Source organism: Umezawaea sp. (genome assembly GCF_036375055.1).
Taxonomy (GTDB): Bacteria; Actinomycetota; Actinomycetes; order Mycobacteriales; family Pseudonocardiaceae; genus Umezawaea.
On sequence record NZ_DASUSQ010000094.1, the window covers coordinates 16,460 to 41,840 of the forward strand.

The 25,381-nt window shown below is 72.6% G+C and carries 24 protein-coding genes; 9 read left to right on the plus strand and 15 right to left on the minus strand.

All coding sequences use genetic code 11. The features are described 5' to 3' along the window. Positions 1 to 8: 8 nt before the first annotated feature. Positions 9 to 773 (minus strand): hypothetical protein, encoded by a 765-nt coding sequence (locus VFZ92_RS25660; RefSeq protein WP_330878588.1) that lies wholly within the window; start codon positions 771 to 773, stop codon positions 9 to 11. A 41-nt stretch (positions 774 to 814) separates the two neighbouring features. On the opposite strand from VFZ92_RS25660, the gene VFZ92_RS25665 reads away from it, so the two are divergent. After that, positions 815 to 1,288 (plus strand): MarR family transcriptional regulator, encoded by a 474-nt coding sequence (locus VFZ92_RS25665; RefSeq protein ID WP_330878589.1) that lies wholly within the window; start codon positions 815 to 817, stop codon positions 1,286 to 1,288. Between the two features lie 206 nt (positions 1,289 to 1,494). On the opposite strand, the gene VFZ92_RS25670 is transcribed toward VFZ92_RS25665, so the two are convergent. After that, positions 1,495 to 1,788 (minus strand): hypothetical protein, encoded by a 294-nt coding sequence (locus VFZ92_RS25670; RefSeq protein ID WP_330878590.1) that lies wholly within the window; start codon positions 1,786 to 1,788, stop codon positions 1,495 to 1,497. Positions 1,789 to 2,081: 293 nt separating this feature from the next. Between VFZ92_RS25670 and VFZ92_RS25675 the strand changes: the two genes are divergently transcribed. Then, positions 2,082 to 2,996 carry an SDR family NAD(P)-dependent oxidoreductase gene (locus VFZ92_RS25675; RefSeq protein WP_414720014.1) on the plus strand — a complete coding sequence of 305 codons (915 nt, stop codon included), beginning with the start codon at positions 2,082 to 2,084 and terminating at the stop codon, positions 2,994 to 2,996. Here VFZ92_RS25675 and VFZ92_RS25680 read toward each other — a convergent pair. From VFZ92_RS25680 to VFZ92_RS25690, 3 genes are all read right to left on the minus strand, one after another. Then, positions 2,986 to 3,897 (minus strand): AraC family transcriptional regulator, encoded by a 912-nt coding sequence (locus VFZ92_RS25680; RefSeq protein ID WP_330878592.1) that lies wholly within the window; start codon positions 3,895 to 3,897, stop codon positions 2,986 to 2,988. The two genes, VFZ92_RS25675 and VFZ92_RS25680, sit on opposite strands and share 11 nt — an antisense overlap. Positions 3,898 to 3,899: 2 nt before the next feature. Then, a complete protein-coding gene (locus VFZ92_RS25685; RefSeq protein ID WP_330878593.1) occupies positions 3,900 to 4,820 on the minus strand; it encodes an NADP-dependent oxidoreductase in 921 nt (306 codons plus the stop codon). Between the two features lie 314 nt (positions 4,821 to 5,134). Then, on the minus strand, positions 5,135 to 5,824 hold the full coding sequence (locus tag VFZ92_RS25690; protein ID WP_330878668.1) for a lysophospholipid acyltransferase family protein: 690 nt from the start codon (positions 5,822 to 5,824) through the stop codon (positions 5,135 to 5,137). 169 nt (positions 5,825 to 5,993) lie between these two features. Between VFZ92_RS25690 and VFZ92_RS25695 the strand changes: the two genes are divergently transcribed. From VFZ92_RS25695 to VFZ92_RS25705, 3 genes are read left to right on the plus strand one after another with little or no spacing between them, the layout of a single operon-like run. Next, positions 5,994 to 7,193, plus strand: a complete 1,200-nt coding sequence (locus VFZ92_RS25695; protein WP_330878594.1) for a PP2C family protein-serine/threonine phosphatase — start codon at positions 5,994 to 5,996, stop codon at positions 7,191 to 7,193. After that, positions 7,193 to 8,743, plus strand: a complete 1,551-nt coding sequence (locus VFZ92_RS25700; protein WP_330878595.1) for a sensor histidine kinase — start codon at positions 7,193 to 7,195, stop codon at positions 8,741 to 8,743. Before VFZ92_RS25695 ends, VFZ92_RS25700 begins: the two co-directional genes overlap by 1 nt. Next, positions 8,736 to 9,173, plus strand: coding sequence for a response regulator (locus VFZ92_RS25705; RefSeq protein WP_330878596.1), 438 nt, complete (start codon positions 8,736 to 8,738; stop codon positions 9,171 to 9,173). Before VFZ92_RS25700 ends, VFZ92_RS25705 begins: the two co-directional genes overlap by 8 nt. A gap of 143 nt (positions 9,174 to 9,316) precedes the next feature. Here VFZ92_RS25705 and VFZ92_RS25710 read toward each other — a convergent pair whose 3' ends face one another. Together VFZ92_RS25710 and VFZ92_RS25715 are read right to left on the minus strand one after the other, a co-directional pair. Further along, positions 9,317 to 9,901 carry a class I SAM-dependent methyltransferase gene (locus VFZ92_RS25710; protein WP_330878597.1) on the minus strand — a complete coding sequence of 195 codons (585 nt, stop codon included), beginning with the start codon at positions 9,899 to 9,901 and terminating at the stop codon, positions 9,317 to 9,319. A gap of 395 nt (positions 9,902 to 10,296) precedes the next feature. Further along, positions 10,297 to 10,797 carry a CAP family protein gene (locus tag VFZ92_RS25715; protein ID WP_330878598.1) on the minus strand — a complete coding sequence of 167 codons (501 nt, stop codon included), beginning with the start codon at positions 10,795 to 10,797 and terminating at the stop codon, positions 10,297 to 10,299. A gap of 857 nt (positions 10,798 to 11,654) precedes the next feature. On the opposite strand from VFZ92_RS25715, the gene VFZ92_RS25720 reads away from it, so the two are divergent. After that, a complete protein-coding gene (locus tag VFZ92_RS25720; protein ID WP_330878599.1) occupies positions 11,655 to 11,978 on the plus strand; it encodes a hypothetical protein in 324 nt (107 codons plus the stop codon). On the opposite strand, the gene VFZ92_RS25725 is transcribed toward VFZ92_RS25720, so the two are convergent. The 4 genes from VFZ92_RS25725 to VFZ92_RS25740 are packed head-to-tail and all read right to left on the minus strand — an operon-like array spanning position 11,939 to position 16,388. Continuing rightward, positions 11,939 to 14,356, minus strand: a complete 2,418-nt coding sequence (locus VFZ92_RS25725) for a beta-glucosidase family protein (RefSeq protein WP_330878600.1) — start codon at positions 14,354 to 14,356, stop codon at positions 11,939 to 11,941. The genes VFZ92_RS25720 and VFZ92_RS25725 overlap by 40 nt on opposite strands. 42 nt (positions 14,357 to 14,398) lie before the next feature. Then, entirely contained in the window at positions 14,399 to 15,049 is a 651-nt protein-coding gene (locus tag VFZ92_RS25730; protein WP_330878601.1) for a TetR/AcrR family transcriptional regulator, read from the minus strand. Then, on the minus strand, positions 15,049 to 16,062 hold the full coding sequence (locus tag VFZ92_RS25735) for an MBL fold metallo-hydrolase (protein ID WP_330878602.1): 1,014 nt from the start codon (positions 16,060 to 16,062) through the stop codon (positions 15,049 to 15,051). The genes VFZ92_RS25730 and VFZ92_RS25735 overlap by 1 nt, the downstream gene beginning before the upstream one ends. 23 nt (positions 16,063 to 16,085) lie before the next feature. Then, on the minus strand, positions 16,086 to 16,388 hold the full coding sequence (locus tag VFZ92_RS25740; protein ID WP_330878603.1) for a GNAT family N-acetyltransferase: 303 nt from the start codon (positions 16,386 to 16,388) through the stop codon (positions 16,086 to 16,088). A 134-nt stretch (positions 16,389 to 16,522) separates the two neighbouring features. Between VFZ92_RS25740 and VFZ92_RS25745 the strand changes: the two genes are divergently transcribed. The 3 genes from VFZ92_RS25745 (at position 16,523) to VFZ92_RS25755 (ending at position 20,139) form a co-directional block, all read left to right on the plus strand. Continuing rightward, positions 16,523 to 17,572 (plus strand): LLM class flavin-dependent oxidoreductase, encoded by a 1,050-nt coding sequence (locus VFZ92_RS25745; protein ID WP_330878604.1) that lies wholly within the window; start codon positions 16,523 to 16,525, stop codon positions 17,570 to 17,572. A 96-nt stretch (positions 17,573 to 17,668) separates the two neighbouring features. Beyond that, a complete protein-coding gene (locus VFZ92_RS25750; RefSeq protein WP_330878605.1) occupies positions 17,669 to 19,852 on the plus strand; it encodes a hypothetical protein in 2,184 nt (727 codons plus the stop codon). After that, complete coding sequence (locus VFZ92_RS25755) at positions 19,849 to 20,139, plus strand: hypothetical protein (RefSeq protein ID WP_330878606.1); 291 nt, start codon at positions 19,849 to 19,851, stop codon at positions 20,137 to 20,139. Before VFZ92_RS25750 ends, VFZ92_RS25755 begins: the two co-directional genes overlap by 4 nt. 90 nt (positions 20,140 to 20,229) lie before the next feature. Here the strand turns inward: VFZ92_RS25755 and VFZ92_RS25760 are convergent, their stop codons facing one another. From VFZ92_RS25760 to VFZ92_RS25775, 4 genes are all read right to left on the minus strand, one after another. Continuing rightward, on the minus strand, positions 20,230 to 22,290 hold the full coding sequence (locus VFZ92_RS25760) for a helicase (RefSeq protein ID WP_330878607.1): 2,061 nt from the start codon (positions 22,288 to 22,290) through the stop codon (positions 20,230 to 20,232). 165 nt (positions 22,291 to 22,455) lie between these two features. Further along, positions 22,456 to 23,274, minus strand: coding sequence for an ABC transporter ATP-binding protein (locus VFZ92_RS25765; RefSeq protein WP_330878608.1), 819 nt, complete (start codon positions 23,272 to 23,274; stop codon positions 22,456 to 22,458). Beyond that, positions 23,271 to 24,323, minus strand: coding sequence for a FecCD family ABC transporter permease (locus tag VFZ92_RS25770; protein ID WP_330878609.1), 1,053 nt, complete (start codon positions 24,321 to 24,323; stop codon positions 23,271 to 23,273). Before VFZ92_RS25770 ends, VFZ92_RS25765 begins: the two co-directional genes overlap by 4 nt. After that, the gene (locus tag VFZ92_RS25775) at positions 24,320 to 25,354 is read right to left on the minus strand and encodes a FecCD family ABC transporter permease (protein WP_330878610.1); all 1,035 of its coding nucleotides are present in this window, start codon (positions 25,352 to 25,354) and stop codon (positions 24,320 to 24,322) included. The genes VFZ92_RS25770 and VFZ92_RS25775 overlap by 4 nt, the downstream gene beginning before the upstream one ends. Between the last annotated feature and the right edge of the window lie 27 nt (positions 25,355 to 25,381).

A 25,381-nucleotide genomic window follows, 5' to 3' on the forward strand; every position in this document is an offset into this window, starting at 1 on the left:
AGCCGAAGTTAACGCCAGGTGCGCCCGGAACCGTTGTCCAGAGCGACATTCCACTCCAAGGGGTCACTTTCAGGGGGTGTGTGGCCACCGGCCAAGAGTTGTCGGAGCACCCCGATCCACCAGATGACCGTCAGCGCGATCACGGTGGGGTTCTTGACGAACAGCAGCAGCGCCAACCCGTCCCGCCCGACGAGCGCCTCGGCGGCGACGTCGAACACCAGGAACGCCGCCGAGAGCAGTCCGGCCTGGAGCACGAGCGCCCGCCACCGGGTCCGGACGAACCGCCGAGCGTTGCCCCACCTCCACTCCAGGCCGCGGAAGGCGACCCGCCACACCAGGACGACGAGCAGCACGCGCGCGACCACCACCACCCCTTCCGACACGAGCGCCCACGGAGCCGGGAGCGGGGTAACGACTCCCGCCATCGGCCTCAACACGAGAACCCACGGCACCCGGAGCGGCGCCAGGAACGCAACCGGGAACGCAACCGGGAGCGAAGTCGGGGACGGGAGCGGCAGCGATGCCAGGAGCGAGAGCGAGGTCGGGAGCGGCAGCGAGGTCGGAAGCGGCAGCGAGGTCGGAAGCGGGAGCGGGAGCGGCGCAAGTGTCCACAGCGCGGGGATCGGTGTGTCCCAGCCGATCACCAGCAGTCGTTGCACGGACGCCACCAACGACAGGCCCACGATCGGCGCGAAGTGCCGGAGGTAGCAGTGCCACACCCACCTCGGCACTTCCGACGACCGCCGGACCTCCTCACCCCAGGTGCTCGCCATGACCTTTCACCCCTCTCAAAGTTTTAGTTGAGTATAGTAAAATGTCGACCTGGGTAAAGTACTGGTTCATGGACAGGGACGCGGAGGCCGGACGTGAGCTGAGCACGGCGGTGGTGATGTTCCACGAGGCCGTCGGTCAGCGGCTCGGGGTGAGCGCGGGCGATCAGCGGGCGCTGACGCTGCTGCGCGGCGGCCCGATGTCCGCCGGGGCGCTGGCCAAGGAGATCGGCCTCACCCCCGGCGCGGTCACCGGCATGGTCGACCGCCTGGAGCGCGCGGGTCTGGTGCGGCGCGAGGTGGACCCGGACGACCGCAGGCGGGTGGTGATCACCCCCACCGAGTCCGGTCGCGGAGGGCACAGCGGGGTGTTCGCCGACCTGGGTGCCGCGATGGCCGCGATGATGACCCGCTACTCCCCCGAGGAGCAGCGGGTCATCTCGGACTTCGTCTCCCGCACGGTCGACGTGCTCAAGGAGCAGACGGCCAAGCTCACCAGGGATTCCCCGCCGAACTGACCGACTCCGGCAGGTCGCGCCGACCGACCCCGGCAGGTCGCGGAACGACCGGGCAACCACGCCGATCACCCCGACGACCCGGCGGGCCGCACTGCCGGCCCCGGAAGCCGCCCCGGCCAACCGGGGAACCACGCGACGACGCCACCGCAGCGGTCGCTCGACGACCGCGCTCACCCGCAACCGGCCGAAACATCCACTGTGGACAGTCACGTCGGGGGTTTCGCGGCCAGCACGTCCACCGACGTGATGACCGGTCGCGCGCTGAACAACCCACCGCCCCTGGCCACGATCGCCTGACGCACCCCACCCCGCGGAAGAACTTGGCGCGCCTCCCCCGCCTCGACCGCGCCGAAGATCCGTCCCACCACGAAACCGGAGCCGGAACCGGAGCCGGAACCGGTGCTCGTCCGCCGCTCGGACGAGCACCACCCGCCGGGAAACTCGACCAGCCGACCAAGGCCTCCCAGCGCCGCCACCCGACCGTCACGGGGCGTGGACACCCCCGCACGGGACGCGCGGGGTCGTTCGAGCAGCTGCTCACGGCCCCACGCACCAGACGGCCGAACGAGCCGGGATCGCACACATCGCGCCACGATCCGCACGCCGAACGCCAACCCCGCCAACGCGGCATCCCCACCAACGCGCCAACCCCACCGACGCGCCAACCCCGCCAACGCGGCGTCCCCGCCCACACCGTGCCCCCGCCCACACCGGGCCCCGTGCCGTCCAGCGACCGCCCCGACGCCGCACTACCGTCGACCGCGTGACGGTGACGGGTGCGGTGGACTGGGTGATGGACCGGACGATCGGTCCGGGGTACTCGCGGCTGGGGTTCGAGGCCCGCAGGCACTTCTGGCCCGCCGACCCGCCGGAGGGCGCGCTCGCGGGCCGCGTGGCGCTGGTGACCGGGGCGAACTCGGGGCTGGGCAAGGCGGCGGCCGAGGGGCTGGCGCGGCTCGGCGCGGTCGTGCGCCTGGTGGTGCGCGACGCGGCCAGGGGCGAGCGGGCGAAGGCGGAGATCCAGGCGGCCGTGCCCGGCGCGGAGCTGCACGTCGACCGCTGCGACCTGAGCGACCTGACCGACGTGCGGAAGTTCGGGGAGGCCTTCACCGGGCGGCTCGACGTGCTGGTCCACAACGCGGGTGTCCTGCCGCCCAGGCGCGAGGAGACCGCCGACGGCCACGAGGTGGCCCTGGCGACGGCCGTGCTGGGCCCGCACCTGCTGACCGGGCTGCTCTCCCCCGCGCTCACGGCGTCCCCGGACGGCCGCGTGGTCTTCGTGTCCTCCGGCGGCATGTACAGCCAGCCGCTGCGGGTGGACGACCCGGAGTACCGCGAGGGCGCGTTCTCGGGCGCGAAGGCCTACTCCAGGGTCAAGCGGATGCAGGTCGTGCTCGCCGAGCTGTGGGCGGACGAGCTGGGGGGCGACGGCGTGGTCGTGCACAGCATGCACCCCGGCTGGGCGGACACGCCCGGTGTCACCACGTCGCTGCCGACGTTCCACCGGCTCACGAAGCCGCTGCTGCGCTCCCCGGAGCAGGGCGCGGACACGATCGTCTGGCTGGCCGCGTCGGTCGAGGCGGGCCGGGAGAACGGGAAGTTCTGGCACGACCGCCGGGTGCGGTCGACCCACTACCTGCCGTGGCGGCGGGAGTCGGAGGCCGACCGGCGGGCGCTGTGGGCGTTCTGCGAGTCCGCTACCCGGTAGCCCGCCGCCGGTACCGGCCGGGCGCCAGGCCGTACTCGCGCTTGAACGCCTTGGCGAAGGCGAACTCCGAGCCGTACCCCGCCCTGCTCGCCACGGCGCTGAGCGGCGCGTCCGTCTCGCGCAGCAGCCTGGCCGCCCCGGTCATGCGCCAGCGGGTCAGGTAGGTCAGCGGCGGTTCGCCGGTGAGCGCGGTGAACCGCCGGGCGAACGGGGCGCGGGACAGGCCGGAGAGGGCGGCCAGCGACCGCACGGTCCACGGCGCGGCCGGGTCGTCGTGCATGGCCGCCAGGGCCGGTGCGACGGCCGGGTCGCGCAGCGCGGCGGCCCAGCCCGCCGCCGCGCCCTCCGGCCGCCCCTCCTCCAGCCACGCCCGCAGGATGTAGAGGAGCAGCGAGTCGACCAGTGCCGTCACGATCCCGTCCGAGCCGCCGCGCGGGTGCTCCAGCTCGGAGCCGAGCAGCGCGACGGCGGCGGTGAGCTGCGGGTGCTCGCCGGTCCGCAGGTGGATGACCGTGGGCAGGTGGCCGACCAGCGGGTGGGGTCGGGCCCGGTCGAGGTGGTAGGTGCCGCACAGCAGCCGCGTCCGCGGCCCGTCGGCGCCGACCCGCAGCGAGCGGATCGGCGAGGGCCCGTCGAACCGCTCCTCGGCGACGTGCTCGCCGGGGGTGCGCGGGTCGTCGGCGAGCACGTGGTCGCTCGACTCCGACAGGAACACCACGTCGCCCTCGGCCAGCCGGACGGGCGGGGCGCCGCCCAGGTCGACCAGCCAGCAGGAGCCGTGCAGCACCACGTGGAAGCCCGTGCCCCGCATGTGCAGGCCCCACGGCGCGCGGGCGTCGGTCCGCACCGACGACGGACGCCCGGTCCGCACGGACTCCACCACCTCGGTCAGGACGTCCACGGTCAGACCACCAGGACGATCTTGCCCCTGGTGTGCCCGGACTCGACCAGCTCGTGCGCCGCCGCGACGTCGGCCAGCGGGAACGTGCGGCTCACGTGCGGCCGGACCAGCCCCCGGTCGACCAGGTCGGTGATCGCCTCCAGGCCCGCTCGGTCCGGGGCGACCGTCAGGCCCTCGAACCGCCGCCCGGCCGCGACGACCCTCTCGGCGAGCGCCTGGTCGTGCTGCTCGTTGACGGTGACGAGGACCCCGCCGGGCCGCAGCACGGTCAGGGAGCGGTCGGACTGGCGGACCGAGTCGAACACCACGTCCAGGCCGCTCAGGACGGTGGTGAAGTCGGTGGCCCGGTAGTCGACCACCTCGTCCGCGCCGAGGCCGCGGACGAACTCGTGGCCGGACGCGCCCGCGAGGGCGGTCACGTGCGCCCCCAGCGCCTTCGCGATCTGCACCACGAGGTGCCCGACGCCGCCCGCCGCGCCGTGCACCAGCACCCGCTGCCCCGCCGCGAGCCCCGCCCTCGACAGCGCCTGCCACGCGGTGAGCGCGGCCATCGGGAGGGCCGCGGCGTGCACGTGGTCCAGCCGGGCGGGCTTGGGCGCCAGCTCGTCGGCCCGCGCCGCGACGTGCTCGGCGTAGGCGCTCGCGGCGGCGGGGAACGCGGGCATCCCGTAGACCTCGTCGCCGACCGCGTACCCGGCGTCGGGACCGACCTCCTCGACCTCGCCCGAGACGTCCCAGCCGACGGTGAACGGCGGCGTGCCGAACGACGGGAAGTCACCTCGGCGGACGATCGCGTCAGCCGGGTTGACCCCGCTCGCCCGCACCCGCACCAGCACCTCTCCGGGACCGGGCACCGGCCGGGCCGCCTCCACCAGCCGCAGCACCTCGGGACCGCCGAACTCGGTCTGGACCACCGCGCGCATGACCTGCTCCTCCGTCGTCGTCGTTCTCGTCGAGGACAACGCTAGGCACGGGTTCGGAGACGAACAATGTCCTGTCGTCCGCCGCACATGTCCGATCGTCTCGCTCACGGCGCGGCGGCCGGGCCACTGCGGGGACCGCCGAGTTGTCCACCGGTTGTCAGGCATCCACCGCGCGGCGGCGTTCGGACACGACCGTGCACTACAACGGGTAGCGGTGACCGGTGCGCGCCGGCCGGGTGGTCCGGTCACCGGTCGGGCCCGACCTGGAGCGGCCGGAGGCCGTGCAGGGGGGTCTCCAGGTCGGGCTCGACCGCTCACGCGGCCCGGATGCCCGCCAGGAGGTCGGTGATCGCGGCCATGATGCGCGCGGTCGCCTTGTCCAGGACCTCCTTGGACAGCGGCAGGTCGTAGAGGTCGGACAGGTCGACCTCCGGTCCGGCGACGACGTCCACCCGCTTGCGGGGCAGCGGCCGGGGCAGGAAGGAGCCCCTGGGCAGCAGGCGCTGGGTGCCCCACTGCGCGACGGGGACCACCGGCTTGCGGCTGATCAGGGCCGCCCGCGCCACGCCGGACTTGCCCGCCATCGGCCACCCGTCGGGGTCGTTGGTGAACGTGCCCTCGGGGTACACGGCCACGCACTCGCCCCTGGCGACCGCTCCCCGGGCGCCGCTGAGGGCCTCGCCCGCGCGGTTCGTGCCGCGGTCGACGGGCACGTGCCCGCCCGACCGCATGATGGACCCCACCAGCGGCAGCCGCCACAGGCTCGCCTTCGCCAGGTAGCGGGGCACCCGGCCGGACACCAGGGCGAACACCGTCGAGCTGACCGGGTCGGCGAACGAGATGTGGTTGAACGCCAGCAGCACGCCACCGGTCTTCGGCACGTGCTCGTGACCGGTCATCCGCATGGGGATGAACAGCACCACGACCGGCCACAGGACGTCGATGGCGAGCCCGAACCAGAACCCGCGGCCACGCCTGGGCAGGGTGCGGGTCAGCGCGGCCATCCGGCGCACGGTCAGCGCCTCCGAGGACTCGTTCACACCAGGATCTTCGGTGGTGGTCAGGAAGCGGTTCCAGCCGGGTCCTGGTCAGGCGCTTGCCGGGGCGCCACGGGGGGTAGTGAACGCTCGCCTTCGCGGCCCCGCTGATCTCGGTCGACTACTCTCCCCGCTCGTGCCCAGCCTCACCGAAGCGGAACCGGTCGCCATCGCGACCCGGCCGGTCCGCGTGCTGCTCGTCGAGGACGACGAGGGGGACGCGGTCCTCGTCGAAGCCCTGCTGGAGGACGTCGACGCACCGGTCGAACTGTCCCGCGCCCGCAGCCTCCAGGAAGCCGAGAAGCTGCTCCCGTCGGCCGACTGCGTCCTGCTCGACCTGGGCCTGCCCGACACGACCGGGTTGGACGGCCTGCGCCGCCTGCTCGTGCTCTCCGCCCCCGCGGCGATCATCGTCCTCACCGGCCTCACCGACGAGCAGCAGGGGACGCGGGCGGTCGCGGCGGGCGCCCAGGACTACCTGGTCAAGGGCCAGGTCGACGGTGAGATGCTGATCAGGGGCATCCGCTACGCCGTCGAGCGCAAGCGCGCCGAGGAGGTCACCCGGCAGCTGCGCGACGAGCAGCTCCACGCGGCCGAGAAGACCCGCCTGGAGCGCGGCCTGCTGCCGTCGCCGATCATGCACGGCGAGGACCTGGCGATGGAGTCCCGCTACCGGCCCGGCGGCAGCCGGATGCTGCTGGGCGGCGACTTCTTCGACGCGGTCCGGATGCCCGACGGCACGCTCCAGCTCATCATCGGCGACGTCTGCGGCCACGGGCCCGACGAGGCCGCGCTGGGGGTGTGCCTGCGCATTGCGTGGCGCGCGCTCGTGCTGGCCGAGCAGGAGCCGTGGAAGGTGCTGCGCACGCTGCACCAGATCCTCGTGCACGAACGCCACCAGCCCGGCCTGTTCACCACGGCCTGCATGGTGACGATCTCGCCGGACCGCCGCTGGGCGCGCGTCTACCTCGCGGGCCACCCGGAACCGATGCTGCTCGTCGGCGACAGCGTCGTGGAGCTGCCGCGCGACCGCGCGGGCCTGCCGCTGGGCGTGCTCCCCGACAGCACGTGGAGCGGCCTGGACGTGCCGCTGCCGCCGAACTGGACGCTGATGCTCTACACCGACGGACTCGTCGAGGGACGGGTCGTCGGCGACACCGAGCGGCTCGGCTCGGAACGACTGATCTCGATCATCGAGGGCATGGCCGGGAACGACCCGGACTGGCCGCGTCGGCAACGCTGGCTCCTCGACACGCTCATCTCGCGCGTCGAGGACCTCAACGGAGGCGAGCTCGACGACGACATGGCCGTCCTGCTGCTCTCGGAAAGGACCTGATGACCTCGCCGGACCACACCACCCGGTGGCCAGCCAAGCGGTTGCTGTTCGCCGCCGTGGCGATCCTGATCCTCGTGTCCGGCGGCGCCGTGGGCGCCATCGCCCTGTCGCTGTCCCAGCTGACCGACGCGCGCGTGCTCGTGCTGGAGCAGATCGGCCCGGCCAGGCGGCACGTGCAGGAGCTGTCGACCGCGTACGTCAACCAGGAGACCGGGGTGCGCGGCTTCGCGCTGAGCGGCCGGGACGAGTTCCTGGCCCCCTACCTCTCCGGGCAGGCGGACGAGCGCGCCGCCTTCGGGTCGGCCCGCTCCCGCCTCGGTGACGCGTTCCCCCGGTACTCCGCCGAGCTGGACCGGATCCAGGGGCTCGCGGTGACGTGGCGCACGTCCTACGCCGAGCCGGTGGTCGCCCAGATCCGCGCCACGGGCCCCAGCCTGGAGTCCGCGTCCACCGAGCAGGGCAAGACGCTGTTCGACGGTGTCCGGACCGCGGCCAAGGACCTGGAGTCCAGGCTGGCCGTCGAGGTCGACGGCGCGCGGGCCCGGCTCGACCGGGCGGCCGACACGCTCCTGTGGCTCGCCATGGGCGTCGGCCTGCTGATGGTCGTGCTCATCGCGGGCGTGGCCGTCGTGCTGTACCGGATCCTGATCATGCCGCTGGCGGGCCTGGCCGAACAGGTCCGCACCGTGGCCTCCGGTGAGTTCCAGAGCGAGGTCGACGTCACCGGGCCGCGCGAGATCGTGATGCTCGGCCACGACATCGACGGGATGCGCCGCCGGATCGTGCAGGACCTGGACTCGGTCAGGACGGCCCACGAGCAGCTGGACGCCCAGTCCACCGAGTTGCAGCGGTCCAACGCCGAGCTGGAGCAGTTCGCCTACGTGGCCTCGCACGACCTCCAGGAGCCGCTGCGCAAGGTCGCGAGCTTCTGCCAGTTGCTGGAGCGCCGCTACGGCGGCCAGCTCGACGAGCGCGCCGACCAGTACATCGGCTTCGCCGTCGACGGCGCCAAGCGGATGCAGGTGCTGATCAACGACCTGCTGGCGTTCTCGCGGGTCGGCCGCATGGCGCGCGAGCACACCCTGGTCGACGTCGGGGAACTGGTGGACCAGGTGGTCGGCACGCTGTCCCCCGCCATCCAGGAGTCGGGGGCGGTGATCGACGTCCCCGAGGACCTGCCTACTGTGCGCGGTGAGGCGTCGCTGCTGGGCGGGGTCTTCCAGAACCTCGTGGGCAACGCCCTCAAGTTCCGCGGCGACGAACCGCCGGTCGTGACGCTCACCGTCGAGCGCACGGACGACCTCTGGACGTTCACCTGCCGCGACAACGGCATCGGGATCGACACGGAGTACGCCGAACGGATCTTCGTCATCTTCCAGCGGCTGCACCACAAGGACGCATATCCGGGTACGGGTATCGGCCTGGCCATGTGTCGCAAGATCATCGAGTACCACGGTGGCACCATCTGGCTGGACACCAGCCAGGACACCGGCACCACCTTCAAGTTCACGTTGCCCGTCGTCGAGGAATCCGAGACCCCCCATGAGTGACTCACTGAGCGTGATCGACGTCCTGCTGGTCGAGGACGATCCCGGCGACGCGTTGATGACGCAGGAAGCCTTCGAGCACCACAAGATCCGCAACTCGCTGCACATCGTCCGCGACGGTGTCGAGGCGCTCCAGTTCCTGCGCCGCGAGGGCGAGCACGCGAACGCCCCCAGGCCGGGCCTGATCCTGCTCGACCTGAACCTGCCGCGCATGGACGGCCGCGAGGTGCTGGCCGAGGTCAAGGCCGACGAGCGCTTCCGGTCCATCCCCGTGGTCGTGCTGACCACGTCGGAGGCCGAGGAGGACATCCTCCGCAGCTACAACCTGCACGCCAACGCCTACGTGACCAAGCCGGTGGACTTCGACCGGTTCATCGAGGTCGTGCGGCAGATCGACGACTTCTTCGTCACGGTCGTCAAGCTTCCTCGTTGACCCTGGTTTGGCCCGTCGCCGCGTCGGGTAGTTGACCTTCATGAACAAGGGGTCCAGCGCGCGCGGCAAGTTCGACACCCTCCGTCCTCCGGGTCGGTCGCGACGGGGACGGCCGTCGCAACCGGCCCCCCGTCGCTGACCCCTCAGCGCAGCCGGTGGACGCTGACCGCGTAGTCACCACCGGTGTACGGCTCGCGGTCCCACGTGGACCAGCGGTCCTCCCGTTCCAGCCCGGCCTCGGCGCACCACGCGTCGTAGTCGGGCAGTGACGGCCAGGTCGGACGCAGGCTGAACCCCGCGACCAGCCTGCCGCGGGGTTCGAGGTGCGCGGCGCAGGACGCGACCAGGGCCGCGCGGACGTCGGCCGCCGCGTACGGGATCACGTTGCCCGCGAGCACGACCACGTCGAACCGCTCGCCGAGGTCCATCACGTCCAGGCCCACGTGCTCCCAGCGCAGTCCGGGGGCCTTGGCGCGGGCGGCGGCGACCATGTCGGCGTCCACGTCCACACCGACCACGCGCACCCCGCGCCGGTCCAGCTCGACGCCGACGCGGCCGGTGCCGCAGCCGCCGTCGAGCACCGCCGAGGGCGCGTAGGCCATGACGAGCGCGACCTCGCCGTGCGGGTCCTGGCCCGACTCGGCCATGCGCGTCCAGCGGTCGTCGTAGGTGCCGAGGTCGACCCGGTCGCGCCAGCCGGACCAGTCCTCGGGCGGTGTGGTGGTCATTCCGGCGAGACTAGTGCCGCGACCGGCGGCCTGATGCGACCACGAGCGGCAGTTGTCGCACACGACTCGTCACGACCCGCGCTTCCGTTCGCGGGTTCCAGCGCTGTCCACCGCCGTGTGCGGGTCCTGCTCGTCACCTGGCCTCGGCGCGGACGTGGTCGTCACGAGGTCGAGCGGTGACGGTGCGGGCCCTTCTCCGGACCGAGCCGCCACTGCTGACCGGAAACGACATCAAGAACGCTCCGACGACCGCCTTGAGCACGACCACGTCCTGGCTGCACCCGATCACGTCGCGTGCCGCCGTGCCACGGCGGCACGCGGTCGGGGTGACGGGTCAGCGGTGGGTGGCGGTGCCTCCGGGGTTGGTGCCGTCGCCTTCGACGTCCTCGTCCGTCCTACTGGCTCGGGGAGACGTTGGTCTGGTAGCCACCCGCCATGTTGCCGGGCGGGGAGAAGACCAGGGCGATGTAGGTCTCGTACCAATCTCCGCCCTTGCCGTACACGCGGCCGGCACCGACCTTGGTGCTGCCCTTCCAGACGAGCTGGGTGAAGTGGCCGGTCTTGGAGGAGTCGGTGGGGGCGGGCAGGGTGAAGTCGTAGTCCTTGATCTCGCCGTACCAGCTGCCGGTCGCGCCGGTGGCCGCTCCCACGGTGGGCGCGGAGGACGCCTGCCAGGACAGGTTCTCGCCCAGCCCGTCGCGCAGGCCGGCGTGTCCGTGGTTGAGGTAGGGCTCGGTGGAGACCGCCGCGGCGCGGGACTTGGCGTACTCGACCAACTCCGGGTCGAGCTGGACGGGCGGCGCGCCGTGCTTGGCGCGGTACTGGTTGACGCTCTCCAGGATGCTGTCGAGGAATTCCTGGTCGGTGTGGTCGGGGAACGCGGCTCTGGATCCCATGGCGGTGTTGTCCTCTCCTTCAGCGGTGCGGCCGTCGGACGGCGATGCCGTCCGGGGAGCGGTGAGGTCGATGCCGGTCCGGGTGTTGACGAAGATCGTCGGCTCACCCACCGGCGGGCAACGGGTTCGGGCGGTCCTGGATCGCGAAGCCCTGGCCGGAGAGCGGCCCTGCCCAGACGGGTGGCGCGCCCCCGACGCGGGCCTGCACCAGGAACGGCACCGGAACCACACGACGCCGGGAAAACACGGTTCGACTTCCTTTCGGGTCGGTTCGAAACGGCAGGCGAAGACGGCGGAACGCGGTCGCGTCGCGCGGTGGTCGGCATCAGGCTTGCTTCTGTGAGGTCGACCACTGCGGTCGGCGCGTTACTCCCGAGAACTCGCTGGACGCACGCAGGACGGAGTTGTCCAATACCTCCCATCGCCCTGATCAATGGCGCGCTCGGCATCGCCAGCAGGCAAAACGGCCAACCGGACATGCCTTGACCACGCACGAACAACCAGGGCGCCGCCATCCAGTCCCGTCGACGTCGCCCGATCGGCGCTTTCCTGACAAATGTCGCGAAAATTGCGGATATCTAGATCGATGCACTCACTCCCACGCAGTCCGAATGGCTCAACTCTTTCCGAGTCGCGCATTTTCTGACACGGGGTTGGCGTTCTCCGGCGACGTTCCGAACCGCTCCCCGGTGGCCGGGACGACGCTCAAGCGGGCGGACCCGAGAGCCCGCGGCCGCCGTTCCGCGGCGCGCGGCTGTACGCGGAAGCCGGTGCCGTGCGGTTGCCGGACTTCTTCCCGATGGCGCTGGCGGACGAGCTCGGTCTGCGGCGCAGGCTGTTCTTCAACGCCGACGTGGGTGAGCCACCGGTCGTTCACCGGCGAGGTGTGGCGCAGCGGTCCCGCGAACGACGACGCGAACTCGGGCACGCCCAACCGCGAGGTCGAGACGTTCACCGCCGACGTCGCCGTCGCCACGATCCCGTTCCCAGCCCTGCGGCACGTCGCCGTCGAGCCCCTGATGTCCTCCCCCAAGCGGCGGGCGGTCATCGAACCGCGCTACGACTCGGCGACCGAGGTGCTGCTGGAGTTGGCCGCGGGCGTGGGACCCTGCTCTGAGCGCCGAACACGGGGCGCACCGGATCACACCTTCAGCGACGCGCTCAGCCTGGTGTCTCCGTAGTCGTGGCCGACCTCGACCGTGTAGCCGCCGGTCATCGTCACCCACGCCCCGTCCTCCCACGCCTCCACGGCGCGCCTCGGCAGCTCGACCACGGCCTCCGCGGTCTCCCCCGCCCCGGCCTCGACGGAGGCGAAGCCCGCCAGCCAGCGGGTCGGGCGGTCGGCTGCGGGCGCGTCCGGCACCAGGTACACCTGCACGACCTCCCGGCCGGACCGCGTCCCCGTGTTGCGCAGGAGGACCGTCACGGTGGCGAAGGCGTCCGACGGCGTGACGGTCACCGACGTGTACTCCCACGTCGTGTAGCCGAGCCCGGCGCCGAACCAGAACGCGGGCGCGACGGGGCGGCCCTCCCACGCCCGGTAGCCGATGAACAGGCCCTCCCGGTAGGCCAGGACGCCGTCCACGGGGTCGACGTCGAGGACGGGGCAGTCGTCCATGCGGGCTGGCCAGGTCGTGGGCAGGCGGCCCGCGGGTTCGGTGCGGCCGAAGAGGACGTCCGCCAGCGCGGCGCCCGCCTCCTGGCCGGGGAACCACGTGAGCAGCACGGCGGCCACCTCGTCGATCCACGGCATCTCCACCGGGGAGCCCGCGTTGACGACCACGACGGTGCGGGGGTTGACCGCGGCGACGGCGGCGACCATGTCGTCCTGCCTGCCGGGCAGCGCGAGGGAGCGGCGGTCGAAGCCCTCGGACTCGACCTCCTCGGTGGTGGCGACGACCACGACGGCGACCTGGGCCGCCGCCGCGGCCACGACGGCCCGCTGGATCAGCTCGTCGTCGGTGGGACCGGGTTCGGCGTGGCCGAGGGTGATGCCGACGACCGCGCCGATGCCCTTGCGGACCCAGGTCTTGTGCTTCAGCGTCACCAGGACCGGGCCCTCGACGACGGTCGCCACGCGCGTCTCCGGGTGCAGCAGGATGCCCGCCGCCGGGTCGTCGTCGTAGGCGACCTGCCTGTCGTCGTGGAGGACCTCGCCGTCGACGGTCAGGACGAACTCGCCGACACCGCCGACGCCGAAGCTGTGCTCGCCGAACACCAGCGGGCGGAACCAGGCGCTCAGTTCGACCGAGTCGAGCAGCGCGCCGTCGACGCCGTCCGGCATCTTGCCGGTCCAGCCCGTGACGGCGGCCTCCAGCAGCAGCCTGCCCAGCTCCGCGCCCGAGGCGTCGCGGAAGACGATCCGGAACCCCGCCTCGCCGGTCTCCGGGTCCGTCCACTCCGGACCGCGGGCGGGCGGGAGCTTGGTGCGCGGGTCGACGCCGGGTTCGTAGGTCAGCTCGACGCCCCGTGCGCGCAGACCGTCCAGCGGGGACACGACGTGCGGCGGGAACACGGTGACGCTGCCGCCGCCGAGGATGCGGGCCTCCTCGGCGGCCACGCCGATGAGCGCGACCGTCGGCGAGGCGAGGGGCAGGGTGCCGTCGTTGCGCAGCAGCACGAACGAGCGCTCGGCGACCTCCTTGGCCAGCGCGTCGCCGTCGACCACGGCCTCCGGCCGCACCGGCACGGCGGGCTCGACGCCCTCCAGCAGCCCGACGCGGCCCGCCAGGCGCAGGACGCGGCGGACCATCTCGTCCACGACGGACTCGGGGACCTCACCCGCGCGCACCGCGTCGACCAGCTTGGCGCCCCACGGGTTGCCGGGGCCGGGCATGGCGACGTCGAGGCCGCCCAGCGCGGTGCCGACGGTGGTCTTCGCGGCGGTCCAGTCCGACACGACGACGCCGTCGAACCCCCACTCCCCCTTGAGCAGACCGTTCTGGAGGGCGTCGTTCTCGGACATGGTGCGGCCGTTGACGCCGTTGTAGGCGCACATGACGGCCCACACGCCGGCGCGGTGCACGATCGCCTCGAACGGCGCCAGGTACACCTCGCGCAGGGTGCGGTCGTCGACGGCCGCGTCGAGGACGAACCTGGCGGTCTCGGAGTCGTTGGCCACGAAGTGCTTCACGGTCGCGCCGACGCCGCCGTCCTGCACGCCGAGGACGTAGCCGACGCCGATCTCCGCGGTCAGCAGCGGGTCCTCGGAGTAGCACTCGAAGTGCCTGCCGCCCAGCGGGGTGCGGTGCAGGTTCACGGTCGGCGCGAGCAGCAGGTGCGCGCCCTTGCGCCGGGCCTCCTGGGCCAGCAGGCGGCCGACGCGGCGGGCGAGGGCCGGGTCCCAGGTGGCGGCGAGCGCGGTCGGGCTGGGGAGCACGACGGCCGGGTCGTCGGGACCCCAGCCGGTGCCGCGGACGCCGATCGGCCCGTCCGACATGACCAGCGAGCCGAGGCCGATGGCGGGCACGGCGGGCAGCGACCACACGTCCTGGCCCGCCAGGAGGCTCACCTTGGTCTCCAGGTCCAGCGCGGCCAGGGCGGTCTCGATCGGGCTCACTTGTTCTCCTACCGAGCGGGCGGTCGGTTCGTTATCCGCACGTTACCCGCAGCAGGCGGCCAGCGGTACCGGTACCGCCGAGGCCAGCAGGGCCACCACCGGCTCGGGGTCGAGCGCGGTCGACCGGACGAGCCGGGTGGCGTAGTCGCGGAACGCGGCCACCATGTCCACCTCGTCCGGCCGCAGCAGCCACTGGAGCTGGAGGCCGTCCATCACCGCGACGACCTCGGTGGCCAGCAGGGCGCAGTCGACGCCGGGGCGCATCGCCGCGGCGCCCGCGAGCAGACCGGCCTCGACGGACGCCGTGACGCGCCCGTACCGGTCGGTGAACCAGGCCCTCGCCGGGTGGCCGTCGGTGACGCTCTCCCCGGACAGCGCGGTGTAGATCTGCACCAGGCCGCCGAGCCTGCGGTTGCGGTCGACCAGCCGGAGCAGGCTCACCAGCAGCCGGGGCCCGGTGCGGCCGTCCGGGTCGAGTTCGGCCAGCCACTCCCGGTCCAGCCGGTCGCGGGCCTCCAGCACGGCCGTCAGCAGGTGCCGCTTGGTCGGGAAGTGGTGCAGCAGCCCGGTCTGGCTGATGCCCACCTGTTCGGCGATCCCGGCCAGCGAGGCCCGGTGGTAGCCGTGGTCGGCGAAGACCACCATCGCCGCGTACAGGATCTGCTCACGGCGGGCGTCGCCCCGTGTCACCATCAGGCCAGCGTAGCGCTGTAGTGCCCGACTCCGTCCACAGTGGACGCGGTGAGCCGTCCGTCGCGCACCAGCACGTCGAGGTGCGCCGCCGTCTCGCCCACCGCCAGCACCTGGTTGAACAGGTTCAGCTCGTCGAACCTCCGCTGCCTGCCGGTCCAGCCGAGCCGGCGGGCGGTCTCGTGCGCGGTGGCCGTGCCGCCCGCGACCGACTCGACCGTGGCGTCCAGCCGGTCGGCGTGGTGCTGGAGCAGCTCGTCCACGCGGGCGTGGACGCTGCCGGTCACGGGGCCGTGCGCGGGCAGCAGCCGCAGGTCCGGGTACTCGCGCACCAGGCGGAGCGAGTCGAGGTAGTCGCCGAGCGGCAGCGCGGGGCGCGCGGGCTCGAAGCCGATCGACGGGGTGATGTGCGGCAGGACGTGGTCGCCCGCGAACAGCAGCGACGACTCCCGGTCGACGAACACCACGTGCCCGGCCGTGTGGCCCGGCGTCGGCACGGTCTCCAGCACCCGCTTCGACAGCTCGACCGGGGTCGCCCCGGTCAGCCACTCGTCCGGTGCCTCGTAGTCCGCGGACGCCCTGACCTCCATCGGCACGGCCAGCGCGGCCCACCGCTCGGCCAGGTCGGGAGCGCCCCAGCGGCGCAGGTTCCGCACCTGCCCCCCGGCCCGGCCCGAGATCACCCGTTCGATGGACGGCTGCTCGCCGAGCCCCAGCGCGACGTGCGTGCCGAACCGCCTCCGCAGCGCCACGGCCATCGTGTAGTGGTCGCGGTGCATGTGGGTGACGAGGAACCGGCGGACGTCGGCGAAGTCGTACCCGAGGGTGCCGAGCGAGACCTCCAGCAGGTCGGTGGCCTCGTCCAGCGCCCACCCGGCGTCGATCATCACGACGCCGTCCCCGTCGTCGATCGCGTACACGTTCACCGTGTGCAGGCCGTCGTTCGGCAGCGGCAGCGGGATCCGGAACACGCCCGGCGCCACCTCGAAGACACCCGGCTCCGTCCAGTCAGTCATGGTTACCGGACGGTAGCACGTGGTCAGAGGCCGAAGTGGGCCCTGCGCCCCTCGGGCACCAGGTCCAGGTACTCGGGGTGCTTCGCGATGTAGCCCTTCACGAACGGGCACTGCGGCAGCACGGCGACCCCCGCGCCGCGGGCGTCGTTCAGCACGTGCTTGACCAGCGTGGACGCGAGCCCCTTGCCCGCGAACGCGTCGTCGATCACGGTGTGCGTGAACATGATCGAGCCCTCGGAGCGCCGGTACTCGGCGTACCCGGCGAGCGCGCCGTCGTGCACGACCTCGTACCGGTGCAGTTGCACGTTGTCCACCACGGTCGCCATCGGTTGACCTCCACCTCGTCGCGGATACCTCGGAGCTGTACACGCGACCCGTCGGCGATCGGGTCGACGGTGTGACGGTGATCATCTCCACTGGCCGGTCCGCCCACCGTAGTCCGGCGGGGCAGGATGGCACGATGGACGTCTACCTGCTGATCCTCGGCGACCACCTGCCCGACCCGGTGACCGGGGTCGTCGTCAGCGAGGCCTCCCGGCTCCAGGCCGTCGTGGAGCAGGCCGTCGTGGCGGAGGGCGCGGGCTTCACCGGTGTCGCGATCGGCGAGCACCACTTCACCCGCTACATCGTGTCCGCGCCGGAGCTGCTGCTCGCCACGATCGCCGCCCGCACGACGACGCTGCGCCTGTCGACCGGCGTGACCCTGCTCGCGCACCGCGACCCGGTGCTCGTCGCCGAGGAGCTGGCGACGCTGGACGTGCTGTCGCTCGGCCGCGCGGAACTGGTCGTCGCGCGGGGCGTGTCGCCGCGCACGGACGCGGTGTTCGGCATCCAGTCCGACGAGCTGCGCGTCCGGTTCGACGAGAACCTGCGGCTGCTGCTGCGGCTGCTCGCGGAGCCGGACGTCACGTGGGAGGGCCGGTTCCGGCCGCCGTTGCAGGGCGTGACGACGACGCCGAGGCCGTTGCAGCGCCCGCACCCCCCGGTGTGGATCGGCAGCGGCTCCGCGGTGTCGGCGGACCTCGGTGCCGAACTCGGGATGCCGCTGATGCTGCCGAGCACGCTGCGCGACCCCGGCACGCACGTGCCGGTCGTGCGGCGGTACCGGGAAGCCATGGGGGACAACGGTCGCGTCGCGCTGCCGAGCCACGTGTTCGTCGCGCCGTCGTCGGCGGACGCCCGCCGCCGGTGGCGGCCCTACCTCGGCGGCTACGCGCGCTTCGCCGACCCGTGGCGCGGTGACGGCGACGTGGACGTGGACGCGCTGATGGAGGGCGCGGCCGTGTGCGGCGACCCCGGCGAGGTCGCCGACCGGCTCAACGAGCTGGCGGGTCTGCTGGGCCTCGACGCGCACCTCGTGATGGTGGACGTCGGCGGTCTGCCGCACGGCGAGGTCCTCGACGCCATCCGCCTGTTCGGAGCCGAGGTCCTCCCCCGTTTGCACCGCGCTGCTCCACCGGACGGAAGGACCAAAGACTCTGTGGCACAAGGCTTTCCGGGAGGAACATAGCGCGCGGAGCGTCCCTCGGCCGAGGAGGTTCGTCTCTGCCCTGCGTCACCTCCTCGTACCGGGACGCCGAACCTCCGTCCCGAGGAGCTGACGCAGATGACCGTGATGGAACCGAACGCCGCGTACGCGGGCCAGGAACTCCCGTACGACCTCCAGGTGGGCGCCGACGAAGCGGTCAGGGAACACCACCAGTCCCCGGTGGTGACGGCGGACCCGAGTGCCCCGTCATCGGCCGCCGGACTGGACGAACGACCTCCCGAACCGCACCTCACCGCCGACGAGGTGCTGCAGCGCATCGAATCCCGGACCCTCGAACCCGAGGCCGCCCCCACGCCGATCGTCCTGCCCACCAGGGCGGCCAGCGGCCGGTACCGCTCCCCCGCCCTCGGGTTCCAGCTGGAGATGCGCGTCGACATCGACGGCAGGCGCCCGCTGCGCAAGCTGAGCGGCGACTACTACAGCGTTTCCGGTGCCACGACGACGTACTTCGGCTCGTGGACGGTCGACGCCGTGACGATCACGTCGACCCCGACCCTGGTGACCGTCGTCGGCACCGCCCGCACCACGTGGACCACGACCTACACCGTCGCGAGGGTGACCATCCCGCGCGTCACCATCTTCCAGCCCGCGCCCGCCGCGACCATCCGCTGGTCGACCCCGACCGGGACGGCGGGCGCAACCTACGTGTGCGCGTGGGAGTCCGGCGCCTTCCGGACCGTCGAGCTGGAGCAGGACTGCGAGGCGGGCGTCACCGCCTTCACCTCGTACAACACGGGTTCGCTGCCCAGCGGCGGGCCCGCGCGCACGCTGAGCGTCGCGGGCGCGTACGCCGAGGCGGGCGTGCAGATGGTCGACACCGGCGCGACGAACGCGATCGCCACGTCGAGCAGCCACATCTGGACGAACGCGAGCCTGCACAACGCGATGGTCACCCACTTCTCGCGCTACCAGGAGCAGTCCCAGTTCAAGGTGTGGCTGCTGCACGCCATGCGGCACGAGCTCGGTGTCGGGCTTCGCGGCATCATGTTCGACCAGCAGGGACTCCAGCGCCAGGGGTGCGCCAGCTTCTACCAGGCCATCTCGGCGGGCACGGCCGCGAACCTGCGCGAGCAGCTGTACGTGCACACCCACGAGCTGGGCCACTGCTTCAACCTGTTCCACTCCTTCCACAAGACGTTCATGACGCCGCCGCTGCCGAACCGGCCCGGCAGCCTGTCGTGGATGAACTACCCGCAGAACTACGCCCCCGGCGGCGGAGCCCCCGGCGGTTCCGCGGCGTTCTGGGGCGCGTTCCCGTTCCAGTTCGACGACCTCGAACTCGCGCACGTGCGGCACGGCTTCCGCAACAACGTGATCATGGGCGGCAACCCGTTCGGCACGGGCGCGGCGCTGGAGGTCGACAACGGCTTCGCCGACCCGGTCGTGGACACCAGCGGGCTGGAGCTGCGGATCGCGGTCACCCCGGACCGGCCGGTGCTCGGCACGCCGGTGGTGCTGGAGATCAAGCTCGTCGTCGAGCGCAGGCAGCTCGTGCACGAGCGCCAGCAGCTGCACCCGAAGTACCGCTTCGTGCAGGTGGCGATCAGCAGGCCGCGCGGCGACGTGGTCGTGCACCAGCCGCCCGTCAGCCACTGCGCGCTGCCCGACCTGGTGGTGGCCGCGCACGGCGAGGTGCAGCCGATCAGCGCGTACATCGGCTACGACGCCGCGGTGGGGCAGGTCTTCGAGGACCCCGGCACCTACCGGATCCGCGCCTCCTACGTGGCGCCCGACGGTTCGCTGATCGTGTCGAACGCGACGTCGGTGCGGATCGCCGCCCCGCGCACCGAGCAGTCCGAGCAGGTCGCCGACCTGCTGCTCACCGACCAGGCGGGCATGGTGATGACGCTGCTCGGCTCCGACTCGCCGCACCTGGAGGAAGGCAGGCGGGCGCTGGAGGTCGTGTCGTCCGACCACCCCGACCACCCGGCCGCGCTCTACACCAAGCTGGCGATGGGCATCAACGCGTCGAGGCCGTACACCGAGGTGCTCGACAACGGCGAGGTGCGCGTGCGGGACCGCGACGTCGCACGGGGCGAGAACCTGCTGCGGCAGGTCGTCGACGCCTCGCGCGGCGACGAGGGCGTGGACGACCTCACGGTCTACCAGGCCCTGGCGTACCTGTCCGACGCCTACCTGGCCGAGGGCGACGACGGCCGGGCTCGGGCTCTGCGCGACGACGCGAGGCAGCTCGCCGAGTCCAAGAACGAGCCCGCGTCGGTGCTGAGGTCGTTGGGGTGACCGGGCAGGTCGAGGTCGAGCTCGGCACCGGGTTCAGCGACGACGCCGTCGTCGTGCTCCTGGACGGAGCGGAGGTGTGGCGGAGCGACGGGGTCACGACGAACTACTCGGTCGGACTGGCCGGCGTCGTGCGCCTGCCCGACGACGTGGCCGGGACGCTGGAGGTCCGCGTGCGGAACGAGGCGCGGAGCACGCGGATCGAACCCGGTGAGCACCGGCTGCGCGTCGACCTCGACCCCTCCGGGGCGCCGCGGTTGCGCGACGCCCCGGAAGGCCCGGTCTTCTAGCCGGGTCTCACGGGCGCGGCTCGGTCGCCGCGCCCGTGAGACCCTCGGCGGTCCGCCGCGCCCGCGGGCGCGGCGGCCGTCGGGCACCGCTCACCGCCGCGCGAGACCGCGCAGCGGTTCCGGCAGCGGCTCGGTGTGCAGCACGCCGAGCCGCTGCGTCGCGCGCGTGAGCGCCACGTACCGCTCCCCCGGTGTCATCCGGTGCGGCTCCACCACCAGGACCGTGTCGAACTCCAGCCCCTTCGCCTCGCGCGGCGTGATCACCGGGCCGTCCAGCTCGACGTCCTCCGGCGCGATCACGGTGACCGTGCCCTCGTGCGGCTCGGCGAGAGCGCGGGCCACCGCGGCGGGCAGGTCGTCGACGAGTTCGGCCCAGGGCGCGATGCCGTTGTGCCGCACGGACTTCGGCGGGATCGCGCTCGGGTCGACCTCGGCCAGCGCGGCCGTGGCGACGTCCATGATCTCGGCGGGCGTGCGGTAGTTGACCGCCAGCCCGCGGTAGACCCAGCGGTCGGCGGCGTACCGGTCCAGCGCCTCCGACCAGCTCCGCGCGCCCGCGGCGGACTGCCGCTGCGACAGGTCGCCGACGATCGTGAAGGACTTGCTGGGGCAGCGCCGGAACAGCAGGCGCCAGTCCATTTCGGACAGTTCCTGCGCCTCGTCGACGACGACGTGCCCGTAGGTCCACTCGCGATCGGCCGCGGCGCGCTCGGCGAGGTAGCGGTGGTCGCGCTCGGTGTGCCGCCGCGCCAGGTGCTCGGCGTCGATGAGGTCGACCGCGCGCAGCAGGTCCGGGTCCATCGTCGGGTCGGTGTCCAGGATCTCCAGCACGCCCTTGGCGTACTCCTCCTCGGCCTTCTCCTCCTTGGGCTGCAACGGCTTCTCACCCAGCAGCTCGGCGGCCTCGCCCAGCAGCGGCACGTCCGACACCGTCCACGCCCTGCCGATCTCGCGGTGCAGCTCCGGCACGCCCAGCTCCGCGCAGCGCTCGGCCGACTCGTAGAACTCGGCCAGCAGGCGGCGCGGGGTGAGCGCGGGCCACAGCACGTCGACCGCGGCGCGCAGGTCGCGGTGGGCGAACAGCTCCCGCCGCACGTCGCGCCGGACGGCGTCCCACGGCTCGTCGATGGCGGCCAGCGCCACCTCCAGCAGGACGTCCACCAGCGCCTCGTGGAACACCGCCCTGGTGTGGTTGTGCAGCATCCCCGCCGCGCGGGCCGTCGCGCGCGCCTTGGCCGTCAGCTCCGCGTCCAGGTCGACGACGGCGTGCTCCAGCTCGATCGGGATCGGCTCGTCCGGCAGCTCCTGCCGCTGCGCCACGGCCGCGGCCAGCACCTCCAGGACGTCCAAGCTGCCCTTGATCCGCTGGATCTCGGGCACGTCCTCGCGCACGGTCCGCAGCTTCGGCATCAGGTCGCCGGGCGAGGCGAACACCACGTCGGTCTCGCCGAGCGACGGCAGGACGTTGCCGATGTAGCTCAGGAACCCCGAGTTGGGGCCGACGATCAGCACGCCGCGCTTGGCGAGCCGGTCGCGCTGGGTGTAGAGCAGGTACGCGACGCGGTGCAGCGCGACGGCGGTCTTCCCGGTGCCGGGGCCGCCCTCGACCACCAGCACGCCGGGGTGGTCGAGCCGGATGATCTCGTCCTGCTCGGCCTGGATCGTCGCGACGATGTCGCGCATGACCTCCGCGCGCGGCGCGTCCAGCGCGGCGTTCAGCGCGACGCCGTCCAGTGCCAGCTCGTCGTCGTGGAAGTCGTGCAGCCGCCGACCGCGCGTGTGGAAGTGCCGCCTCCTGGTCAGGCCTTCCGGCGCGGCGGCCGTGGCCACGTAGAACGGCCGTGCGGCGGGAGCGCGCCAGTCGGTGAGCAGCGGCTCGTACTCGTCGCCCTCGTCGAACAACCCGATCCGGCCGATGTAGGTGCGACCGCCGTCGGCGTGGTCGGTCCGACCGAAGCACAGCCCGTCGTCGGCGATGCGCAGCCTGCTGAGCTGGTCGGACAGCGTCCGCACGGCGACCTCGCGCCCCCAGCGCTGGGCGGTCGTGTCGGAGAGCGCCTCCTCCAGCGCACGCAGGGCGACGGCCCTCTGCGCGTCCAGCTTCTCGTACAGGAATGCGACGCGTTCGCGTTCCGCGAGCAATTCCTCCATGTGCCGCCCGATCCTTCCGTGCTACAATGAATGCATAAGTCGACGGATTTCAAAAATGAGCCGACTTTCTATTCTCTCCCCTTTGTCAAGCGAGCACGGGCATCGTGAGAACGCCGCGCCCGGCGGTGGCGGGGGCAGGTCAGCGCGGTCGTGGGGCGGTGCCCGTCACAGGGCGGTCAGGGATTCGGCCACCGGTACGCGCTGGCGCTTGAGCGGCACGATCAGCGGTGTCCCGGTCTCCGGGTCGGGCACGACCCGGCACGGCAGGCCGAACACGTCCTCCACCAGGTCGGCCGTGACGATCTCGGACGGGTCGCCCTGCGCCACGATCCCCTCGCCCGGCTTCATGGCGATCAGGTGGGTCGCGTAGCGGCACGCCTGGTTGAGGTCGTGCAGCACCGCCACGAGCGTGTGGCCGTTCTCCTCGTGCAGGTCGGCGCACAGGTCGAGCACCTCGATCTGGTGCGCGATGTCGAGGAACGTCGTCGGCTCGTCCAGCAGCAGGATCGCGGTCTCCTGCGCCAGCACCATCGCGAGCCACACCCGCTGCCGCTGGCCGCCGGACAGCTCGTCGAGCATCCGGCCGGCCAGGTCGAGCACGTTGGTCAGCCGCATCGCCTCGGTGACCACCTCCTCGTCCCGCACCGACCACTGCTTGAGCAGCCGCTGGTGCGGGTACCGGCCACGCGCGACCAGTTCGCCGACGGTGATGCCGCCGGGCGCGATGGACGTCTGCGGCAGCAGGCCGAGCCTGCGCGCGACCTCCTTGGACCGGTAGGTCGTGATGACCTCGCCGTCGAGGTACACCGCGCCCGAGGTCGGCTTCAGCATCCGCGCCAACGCCTTCAGCAGCGTCGACTTGCCGCACGCGTTCGGGCCGACGATGACCGTGAACGACCCGTCGGGGATGACGACGCCGAGCCCCTCGGCGACCGTGCGCTCGTCGTAGGCGAGCGTCAGGCCCTCCGCACGCAGTCGCGTCATCGTGCGATCCCCCTTCGCCATTCGTGCGCCAGCAGCCAGATCAGGTAGAGCCCGCCGATGGCTCCGGTCGCGATGCCGACCGGGAGCTGGGCGGGGGAGAAGAGGCGCTGCACCGCGAGGTCGCCCGCGACGAGCAGCAGCGCGCCCATGAGCGCCGCCGGGACGAGCCCGGCGCCCGCGGACCCGGTGAGCCTGCGGGCGAGCTGCGGCGCGGCCAGCGCGAGGAACGACACGGGCCCGGCGGCGGCGGTCGCCACGGCGGCCAGCCCGACGCTGATCGCGATCAGCGCGAACCGGGTGCGCTCGGCGTCGACGCCCAGGCCGCGCGCGGTGGCGTCGCCCATCTCCAGCAGCGCCAGCCGCCGCCCGAAGTACAGGGCGAGCGGCAGCAGCACGGCGACGGCGGAGCCGACCACCCGCACGTGGTCCCAGCCGCGGCCGTTGAGCCCGCCGACCTGCCACGCCTGGGCGGCGATGGCGTCCGACAGCGACGCGCGGGTGATCAGGTACTGGTTGAGCGACAGCATGATGAAGCTGACCCCGATGCCGATGAGGATCAGCCGGAAGCCCTGGACGCCCTGCTTGAACGCCAGCAGGTAGACGACGACCGACGTGGCCACGCCGCCGACCAGCGCGCCCGCGCCGACCTCGGCCATGCCGCCGTCGACCAGGACGATCACCAGGATCGCGCCGGTCGCCGACCCCTGGACGAACCCGAGGATGTCCGGGCTCGCGAGGGGGTTGCCGGACAGGCCTTGCAGGATCCCGCCGCTGACCGCGAGCGCGATCCCGACCAGGATCCCGGTCAGCAGCCGGGGCAGCCGCAGCGTGAGGACGATGAAGTCCGACGCGCCGTCGCCCCGGCCGATCAGGGAGTTCGCCACCTCCGCGACGGTCAGCTCGAAGTCGCCGCTGGTGAGCGTCACCAGTCCGACGCCGATGACGGCGAGGAGCAGGGCGAGGCTCACCAGGACGGTGCGGTCGGCGAACCGGAACGAGACGTGCCTGGTCCGGACGACCCTGCCGCGCACCTTCACGGGCGCGCTCACAGGTGGGCCAGCTTGCGGCGACGGCACAGGGCGATGAACACCGGGGCGCCGAGGAACGCGGTGACGATGCCCACCTGGAGTTCGGCGGGCGCGATGACGACGCGGCCGACGACGTCCGCGCCGATCAGCAGGATGGGCGCCAGCACGATCGAGTACGGCAGCACCCACCGCTGGTCGGACCCGGCGATCATCCTGGCCACGTGCGGGATGGTGAGCCCGATGAACGCGATGGGGCCCGCGGCGGCCGTGGCCGCGCCGCACAGCAGGGTGACCGCGAGCGCGCCGAGCGCGCGGGTGCGGCCGAGGTTCGCGCCCAGCGCCTTGCCGGTGTGGTCGCCGAGCGCCAGCACGTTGAGGGACCTGGCGAGGCCGAGCGCGAGCCCGACGCCGACCAGGATGAACGGGGCGACCTGCGTGACGGCGTCCATCTTGCGGCCCGCCAGCGCGCCGACGTTCCAGAAGCGGAAGGAGTTGAACGCCTCGGCGTCGAGCACCAGCACGGCGGAGACGAACGCCACCAGGACGGCGGTGATCGCCGCGCCCGCCAGCACGAGCCGTTCCGGCGTCGCGGCGGAGCGGCCGGACGAGCCGAGCACGTAGACGACGACCGAGGCCGCGGCGGCACCCGCGAAGGCGAACCAGATGTAGCCGGTGACGCTCGTGACGCCGGTGAACGCGATGGCGACCACGACGGCGGCCGACGCGCCCATCTCGACGCCGAGCAGGCCGGGGTCGGCGAGCGGGTTGCGGGTCAGCGCCTGCATCAGCGCGCCCGCCAGGCCGAGGGCCCCGCCGACGAGCAGCCCCATCAGTCCGCGGGGGACGCGCAGGTCGTGGATGATGACGGCCTCGTCGGAGCCGTCGTCGTGCAGCAGCACCTGCCAGGTCTCGGCGAACGGGATGTCGCGCGTGCCGACCCACAGGCTCAGGACGAAGACGAACACCAGCACGCCGACGGCGACGAGCAGTCCCGCCGCGCGAGCCACGTGGCTGGTGCCACCTCGTGGCCGGACCTGCTCCGCGGTGCCCACCGCACCTCCCCTGTGTCGAGGCCGACC